The 8567-nt window shown below is 34.6% G+C and carries 9 protein-coding genes; 8 read left to right on the plus strand and 1 reads right to left on the minus strand.

Translation table 11 applies throughout. The features are described 5' to 3' along the window. Nucleotides 1-11 precede the first annotated feature (11 nt). Nucleotides 12-503 (plus strand): nucleoside deaminase, encoded by a 492-nt coding sequence (locus RRB46_RS09700; RefSeq protein WP_297690221.1) that lies wholly within the window; start codon nt 12-14, stop codon nt 501-503. Between the two features lie 15 nt (nt 504-518). Here the strand turns inward: RRB46_RS09700 and RRB46_RS09705 are convergent, their stop codons facing one another. Further along, nucleotides 519-923, minus strand: coding sequence for a hypothetical protein (locus RRB46_RS09705; protein ID WP_311538374.1), 405 nt, complete (start codon nt 921-923; stop codon nt 519-521). A 154-nt stretch (nt 924-1077) separates the two neighbouring features. On the opposite strand from RRB46_RS09705, the gene RRB46_RS09710 reads away from it, so the two are divergent. The 7 genes from RRB46_RS09710 to RRB46_RS09740 all read left to right on the plus strand — a co-directional run bounded on the left by RRB46_RS09710 (nt 1078) and on the right by RRB46_RS09740 (nt 8334). Continuing rightward, nucleotides 1078-2025 carry an NAD(P)-dependent oxidoreductase gene (locus RRB46_RS09710; protein WP_311538375.1) on the plus strand — a complete coding sequence of 316 codons (948 nt, stop codon included), beginning with the start codon at nt 1078-1080 and terminating at the stop codon, nt 2023-2025. Next, nucleotides 2022-2651, plus strand: coding sequence for a uridine kinase (udk, locus tag RRB46_RS09715; protein WP_311538376.1), 630 nt, complete (start codon nt 2022-2024; stop codon nt 2649-2651). Before RRB46_RS09710 ends, udk begins: the two co-directional genes overlap by 4 nt. Then, on the plus strand, nt 2641-4443 hold the full coding sequence (glgB, locus tag RRB46_RS09720; RefSeq protein WP_311538377.1) for a 1,4-alpha-glucan branching protein GlgB: 1803 nt from the start codon (nt 2641-2643) through the stop codon (nt 4441-4443). Before udk ends, glgB begins: the two co-directional genes overlap by 11 nt. After that, nucleotides 4440-4910 (plus strand): acyl carrier protein, encoded by a 471-nt coding sequence (locus RRB46_RS09725; RefSeq protein ID WP_311538378.1) that lies wholly within the window; start codon nt 4440-4442, stop codon nt 4908-4910. The genes glgB and RRB46_RS09725 overlap by 4 nt, the downstream gene beginning before the upstream one ends. Then, nucleotides 4907-6067 (plus strand): FAD:protein FMN transferase, encoded by a 1161-nt coding sequence (locus tag RRB46_RS09730; RefSeq protein ID WP_296129953.1) that lies wholly within the window; start codon nt 4907-4909, stop codon nt 6065-6067. The genes RRB46_RS09725 and RRB46_RS09730 overlap by 4 nt, the downstream gene beginning before the upstream one ends. Before the next feature lie 65 nt (nt 6068-6132). Then, entirely contained in the window at nt 6133-6786 is a 654-nt protein-coding gene (locus RRB46_RS09735) for a sugar transferase (RefSeq protein WP_311538379.1), read from the plus strand. A gap of 75 nt (nt 6787-6861) precedes the next feature. After that, complete coding sequence (locus RRB46_RS09740; protein ID WP_297690235.1) at nt 6862-8334, plus strand: DUF1846 domain-containing protein; 1473 nt, start codon at nt 6862-6864, stop codon at nt 8332-8334. Nucleotides 8335-8567: the final 233 nt, after the last annotated feature.

The following is an 8567-nucleotide window of genomic DNA, read 5'->3' on the forward strand; positions in this document are numbered from 1 at the left end:
GGAAATTTTATATGCAAGATATATTTAATGAAAAAGACAAATTTTTTATGAATGAGGCCCTTTATGAGGCCAAACTTGCAAAAGCAATTGACGAGGTCCCAATAGGGGCCGTTGTTGTTTTTGAGGATAAAATCGTAGGCAGGGGTCACAACTTCACCTACAAGGGCAAATCTGCCCTAAACCATGCAGAGATCTATGCCCTAAGGCAGGCAGGAGAGAAAATCGGTGATTTCAGGCTTGAAGAATGCACAATTTACACCACCCTTGAGCCTTGCATAATGTGTGCAGGGGCAATAATGCATTCTAGGATAAAAAGACTAGTAATTGGTCAAAAAGACCCAAAAAGAGGTGGATTTTCAACAAATTTTATAAACCAAGATAGTCCTCATCTAAATGTGCCAGAAATATCCTACGGCCTCATGGCAGAAGAGTCCCTAGAAATCTTGCAAAGCTTTTTTAAAAAATTAAGAGAAAAAAATAAGACCGCAAAGTCTAAGGCATAGGCTTTGGGGTCTTATTTATTCTTTAATGTCAGCAATAAATTGCCAGCTTACATCATACTTATCTATAAGGGTTGTAAATAATTTCTTATTAATCCTTTGAGGCTCGAAAGTAATATTAGAATCCTTCCTAAAATTCATATAGGCCCTAAACAGATTGTCAGAACTAGTTTCTATTACAATTTTTACATTGTTTCCTTTTTTTAAACTTGCATCATTAGTTACATCATAAAAATATATTCTATTATCATAGATATCTAGATATGAACTATAAATCCTATCTTTTAAATCAGATGGTAAATTATATTTTGGGAAATCACTGTATCTGATGATATTTGCTGGGAAATCCAAATCAAAAACTTCACAATAATATTTTAGGGCATCTACGCAAAGCCCTTTGTCAAATGCTATTCCTACCGCCATGCTTATTCCTTTCTATTCTTATTAACAATTTATCACAAGAGGATAATTTTTTCAAGTCAGTAAAAAGCTTTTCATATTATAACTACTTCTTTATTTGCAAATAGAGTATAATAAATGCAAGAGATTTTTTATAAAAACGATAAGGAGCATATTAATGAAAATTAGTCTTATAGATCCATTGGAAGTTAAAGAATCATATATTTTAGAACAAAAAGAAAAATTAGAGGCCCTAGGCCATGAGTTTGAATATTTTAATGAGAGTGCTAAGGATGAGGCTGAAAAAATTGAAAGGCTTAAAGATACTGATATAGCTATTATTACCAATAAGCCAGTAAGCGGAAGGGTAATAGAGGCAACAAAGCTTAAGCTTATAGATGTGGCCTTTACTGGTGTAGACCATGTTGACCTTGATGCTTGCAAGGAAAATGGCATAAAGGTCCTTAATGCTTCAGGTTATTCTGATGATTCTGTTGCAGAGCTTGTTATAGGACTTACAATCGGTGTTTTAAGAAAATTCAATGAAAATAATGAAAATATCTTTGAAGATAAGACCAACAAACTAATAGGCTCGCTAATTAAGGGTAAAACCTTTGGTGTAATCGGCACAGGAAATATCGGCAAAAAATTAATAGAAATCTTACAAGTATTTGGTTGCAAGATAATAGCCTATTCAAGGACAGAAAAAGAAGAAATAAAGGCATTAGGTGTAGAATATGTCGACCTTAAGACCCTACTTAAGGAATCAGACATAGTTTCTCTTCATATACCAAATAATAAAGAAACCAAACATTTCCTAGGCAAAGAGGAGCTTGACCTAATGAAAGATAAGGCAGTACTCATAAATTGTGCTAGGGGAGCTGTAGTAGATAATGACTACCTAGCCAAATTATTAAACGAAGATAAGCTTCGTGCTGGTATAGATGTATTTGATATGGAACCACCACTTCCAAAGGATTATCCACTTAGAAATGCAAAAAATGTTCTTTTGACAAACCACGTTGCCTTCTATACCCAAGAAGCTATGCAAATTAGGGCGGAAATTGTTTTTGACAATTTATATTCATACCTAGAAGGGACAATCAAAAACGAGATAAAACTATGATTAAACCTAAAATCTTAGCTGTTGCAGGCGGGTCTGCTAGTGGTAAATCTTCGATAGTAAAGCTTTTAGCCAAAGAATTTGAAAATGACCTTGTAGTTATAGGTCATGATAATTATTACAAGGCCCATGATGACCTGGCCTTTGAAGATAGGGTAGGACTAAATTACGATCACCCTAAGGCCTTTGATAATGATCTATTTTATGATGATTTAAATAAATTATTAGATGGAAATGATATCGAAATGCCTCTTTATGACTACACTATCCACACCAGAAGTAAGCAAACAAAAAAGATTAGCCCTAAAAAAATTATATTAATCGAAGGTATTTTAGTTCTTTATGATAAAAAAATTAGGGAAATAACAGACACTAAGGTCTTTGTGGATGCTGATAGTGATGTCAGGCTTAAAAGAAGGATTTTAAGAGATACCAAGGAGAGGGGCAGGTCTATAGAATCTTGCCTAACCCAATATATAGAGCAAGTAAAACCGATGCATGAAAAATATGTTGAGCCGAGCAAAAAATATGCTGACATAATTATTCCAAGGGGAGCAAAAAATACCAAGGGAATTGAAATATTATCCAAGCATATAGAAAATTTAATAGGAAATATTCATGAAAGTTAATATATTATCAACAGATTATGACAAAATAAAAGATTATATTGATGGTAACTCAAGTATTGGTCATAAGATTTGGGGGCCAATCAAAAAAGGTGATGGCTACGAATTTAGGGTATATGCACCAAATGCCGATGAGGTTTATATCAAGGGTGACTTCACTGGTTGGGATATAAGAGAACTTAGCAAAAATGCCCAATATGGATATTTCTTTGGATATTTTGATGCAAAAGTAAATGACTATTACAAATATATCGTAGTAAAAGATGGAAATTGGGTAGAAAAGACAGATCCCTTTGCCCATGCCATGGATGGTGAGGGTGATTTTGCCTCAAAAATTGTAGAAGATGACTATGTTTTTAATGATGAAGAATATTTAAAAACAAGAGATAAGCGATTTGATAAGCCACTTAATATCTACGAACTACATGTATCCTCATTTTTGAGATTTTCAAATCAGGTTAATTTTCTTGATATAGTTGATAGATTAATTGCCTATATCAAGGAGATGAATTATACTCATGTAGAGATAATGCCAGTTACAGAATATCCATTTTATCCATCCTGGGGCTACCAATCAACAGGATTTTTTGCAATTAGTCACAGGTATGGAAGCGTAAGAGACTTTAAAAAATTCGTAGACCTTTTACATCAAAATAATATTGGGGTAATATTAGATGTTGTAGCTGTTCATTACGCATCAGATTACTATGGCCTAGACCATTTTGATGGTACAGCCATGTATGAATCAGAATATATGGATTTAAAATATTCTGAATGGGGCTCAAATAACTTTGATTATTCAAAGGGCCATGTCAGAAGCTTTATGAAATCATCTATGACCTATCTAATAGAAGAATTTCACCTAGATGGAATAAGGATAGATGCTGTATCTTATATGGTATTTTATAATGGCAACTCTGATAGGGGAGTTCACCACGATAATATATTTTTTATCAAAAACCTAAATGAGACCTTAGAAAAGTCCCATCCAGATGTAATGAGGATAGCAGAGGATTCTTCAGATTATCCAAAGGTAACCCATCCTGTAAGCGAGGGCGGTTTAGGCTTTGACTATAAGTGGGATATGGGCTGGATGAATGATACCCTCAGGTATTTTAAGGTCGACTCATATAATCGTAGGGACTATCAGGGCAACATCACATTTTCTATGTATTATTTCCCAAATGAGAGATTCCTCTTGCCCCTTAGCCATGATGAGGTTGTCCACCTTAAAAAATCAATGGTTGATAAGATGGCAGGGTCCTATGAAGATAAGTTTAAGCAATTAAAAGTTCTTATGGCCTATCAAATGACCCATCCTGGCAAGTTTTTAAACTTCATGGGCAATGAAATTGCTACCTTTGAAGAGTGGAATGAAAATGTGGGAATCAGATGGGAATATCTAGACTATCCAATCCACAGAGATTATCATAATTTTATAAAAGATTTAAATAAACTTTACCTAGATGAGAAGGCCTTCTATAAATATGACTATGAAGATCAGGGATTCATGTGGAAGGTAGTAGATGATAACATCAACTCTGTATTTGCCTATGAAAGAAGGGCAGATGAAGATAGGTTCTTAGTTGTTCTAAATATGACAGGAGTCTATCACGGGGGATATGAAATACCTTATGATGAAGACTTGATATTTGAGGAAGTTTTAAACTCTAGATCAAGTAAATATGGTGACTACAGATACGAAGAAAGAAAGATAGAAGTTAAGAAAGGAAACAACCTAAAAATAGAGCTTTGGGAATATGAAGTAGCTATTTTTAAGATAAAAGAAGTATGAAAGATAGAAAACCAATCAACCTATCTTGGTTAGTTGAAAAATGGACCTTGATAGATGAAGACTCATATCTAAAAAATATGTGGTTAAACACAGAATCTCTTGATTTTATTAGGATAAATCAAGAAATTCAAACAAGAGAGGATATAGTAAAATCCTATATTGACATAGACGATGATGTAGAGCATTATATACTCATGCCTGGTAGCGATGAGATAGATGGCTCTGATATAAGAGATGCCTTTATAGTAAGCCTTGGCAAAAGAGCCAGAGATGCCTTCATAGATAATGCAGAATTTATAGCGCCTGAGGCAGAGTTTTTAGATACTGTTTACGAGCTAGGCCTAGAATCAGAATGGAATGACTTTAGGGATAAGGTAGCAGCAGATATCCTCTTAAATTGGGCTGAAGAAGAAGGCCTTTCAATAAATAAAGACATGGAGACAATTAACATAAATAAAATACTATGAGAAAATATGTAGCACTATTAGCACTGGCGCTGACACTAACAGCTTGTGCTAACAATAAAGAAAATACAGAAGAAAGTAAGCCAAAACTTACAGCTGTAGAAGAAAATTCTACAAGCAATAAAGAGGCAGACCAAGAAGAAAATCAGGAAGACAATAAAGAAGAAATAAAAGAAACTTCTTTAGATGGAAAGTTTGTTAAAAACCAAACAAATATCTATGATTATTTCGATACCATAACAAGCTTCATAGCCTACACAAAAGATGATCAAGAGTTTGATAGGCTAGTTGGAATCTTAAAGGAAGAATTAAGCGTCTACCACAAGCTTTATAACTCTTATGATGAGTTTGAGGGAGTAAATAACTTCTATACAATCAATCAAAAAGCAGGTATAGAGCCAGTTAAGGTCGACAAAGCAATCATAGACTTAGTGAAATATTCTAAAGAAATGTATGAGCTTACAGATGGTAAGATAAACATAGCCATGGGTTCACTCTTAGGTTTGTGGCATGACTTTAGGGAGATGTCTATAAATAATCCTGACAAGGCAGCTATACCAGCCGAAGAAGACCTAGTAAGTGCAAGCAAGCACAGGAATATAGATGCCATAGAAATAGATGAAGAAAACTCAACAGTCTATATAAATGATAAAGATGTCCAAATAGATATTGGAGCTATCGGCAAGGGCTATGCCACAAAAATCATTGGTGAAAAACTTAAGGAATCTGGCCTAGAACACGGAATCTTATCAGTAGGTGGGGATGATATGCTAATTGGAGATAATCCAGGAGCAGAAAATCGCAATTACAAGATAGCCATCCAAAATCCAGATCTAGAAGATAAGGATAATCCATATGTTTCGATTGTAAGTCTTAAGGATACATCTGTAGTGACAAGTGGTGATTATCAAAGATATTTCGTAGTAGATGGCAAAAGATACCACCACATAATAGACCCAGAGACCATGTATCCATCAACTAGATGGACATCAGTTTCAGTTATCTTAGATGATATAGCCTTAGCAGATACTATTTCTACTTATCTATTCATCATAGACCATGAAGAAGGCCTGAAGTTTGCAAAAGAGAATAATTGCGAAGTAATGTGGATTGACCAAGAGGGCAATCAATATAAAACAGAAGGATGGCCAGAAAATTAGTCAATACTAGACATTTTTAGATATTGAAGTTTAATATTGAGAGATTTCAAAATTTGAGGATAAAAGTGAAGAAAGTTAATGAAGATTTAATATATCAAAAATTAAATAATAAAAAGCTTAGCTTATTTTTCAAAAGGCTCTTTGACATTCTAATTTCACTTATTGTAATAATTCTAATATTGATACCAATAGGAATAATTGCTATTGCAATCAAGCTTGACTCTAAAGGCCCTGTATTTTATAAACAAGAAAGACTAGGCAAGGACAAAAAGCCCTTCTACATCATTAAATTTAGGACGATGAGAGTAGGGGCAGATAAAAATCTTGACAACCTAACAGTAAAAAATGACCCACGTATAACAAGGGTGGGTGGCTTTTTAAGAAAATGGAAGATAGATGAATTGCCACAGTTTTTCAATGTATTACTTGGCCACATGTCCCTAGTTGGCCCAAGGCCTGAGACACCAAAGATGGTAGGTCTTTATGATAATTATTATGATGTAATCTTTGCTGTAAGACCAGGAATTACAGACTACGCTTCAATAGAATTTAGAAATGAAAGCGAATATTATAATTCCATAGAAGACAGCGAGAAAATTTATTTAGAAAAGATTCTTCCTATAAAAATCGATCTGAAATTAAAATATATAGAAAATCTTTCGGTTAAAAATGACATCTTAATCTTGCTAAATACTGCAAAAACAATAATAACAGAATAGGGCGTAAATTTTTTACGTCTTATTTTTTTTTGGAAAAAACTTGGTATAATCATTAAGTAATAAATGGAGGTAAGGATGAAATTTGCTTTTGATAACGACAAATATATAAAAGAACAATCAGAAAAAATTCTTGAAAGAATCAGCCACTTTGACAAGCTCTACCTAGAATTTGGAGGCAAGCTCTTTGATGATGCTCATGCTTCTAGGGTATTGCCAGGATTTTTGCCTGATAGTAAACTTAGGATGCTTCTAAATATAAAAGATAAGACAGAAATTATCATAACAATAAATGCTAAGGATATCGAAAATTCAAAAATTAGGGGAGATAACGGTATCTCTTATGACACAGAGGCCATAAGGCTAAAAAGTGCCCTTGAAGATATAGGATTTTTGGTATCAGCCATTGTCATCACCCAGTATGAAGAACAAGAAAAGGCCAAGAAATACATTAAATACCTTGATAACCTCGGTATAAAAAATTATAAAACCTATGATATAAAAGGCTATCCAAATGATTTGACCACAATTATATCAGAAAATGGTTTTGGTAAAAATGACCATGTCGAAACCAAAAGACCCCTAGTAGTAGTTACAGGTCCTGGTCCTGGTTCAGGAAAGATGGCCACCTGCCTATCACAAATGTATTTAGACCATGAAAATGGAGTAAATGCGGCCTATGCGAAATTTGAGACCTTCCCAATCTGGAATTTACCTTTAAAACATCCAGTTAATATGGCCTACGAAGCAGCAACAGCAGATCTTGATGATATAAACATGATAGATCCTTATCATCTAGAGGCCTATGGTATATCAGCCGTATCCTACAATAGGGATGTAGAGGCCTTCCCAATTCTTAAGAAGATGTTTGAAAAGATAATGGGATCATCTCCATACAAGTCACCAACAGATATGGGAGTTAATAGGGTAGGCTTTTGCATAGTAGATGAAAATGAAGCAAGTGAGGCTTCTAAGGCAGAAATTATCAGAAGATACTACAATACCCTAGTTGATTACAGGCTAGCCAAGGTACCTGTCCATACCCTAGAGAAGATTCAAATGTTAATGAGCCAGCTAGAGATAGGCCCAGATGATAGGGCAGTAGCCATAGCTGCAAGAGACAGAGCGAAAAGAGCAGGAAGTGATGCCTTTGCCATTGAACTAGAAGATGGCAATATAATCACAGGCAAGAAATCAAACCTTCTTTCAGCTCCAGCTGCCTGCATCTTAAATGCTCTTAAGAAACTTGGAGGCCTTGATGATGAAATTTTACTCATCTCTCCTCATATAATAGAGCCAGTATCTAGCCTAAAGACAATGGAGCTTGGTAGCGATGAGACAAGTCTTTCTGTAAATGAAATGCTAATAGCCTTATCAATTTCAGCTACAACCAACCCACTAACCCACATGGCAATCAAGCAAATTGGTAAACTTAAGGGACTAGATGCCCACTCAACAGTCATCTTAAATGATTCACAAAAATCTATGCTTAGGAAATTAGGCCTAAACTTTACCCAAGATCCTGATTTTTCAGAAGAAGATTACAGATAAAAATAACTCCTAAGGAATCCTTAGGAGTCTTTTTTGTTCACTTAAGTGAGTTGAGCGAACGAAAGAGAGCGAAACAAAAAACCACCTGCTATGCAGGTGGAGGGACTTCGCTTTAGCTTCAAGCACCAAGAAAACCTCCTTAAAGTATAATTGTGATAGTCATATGCACAATTAAATAAGGAGGTTAGACTTGGATAAAAATACTTTATCACATACAAGCTGGAGATGCAAAT

This window comes from uncultured Anaerococcus sp. (assembly GCF_963512375.1).
Classification (GTDB): Bacteria; Bacillota; Clostridia; order Tissierellales; family Peptoniphilaceae; genus Anaerococcus.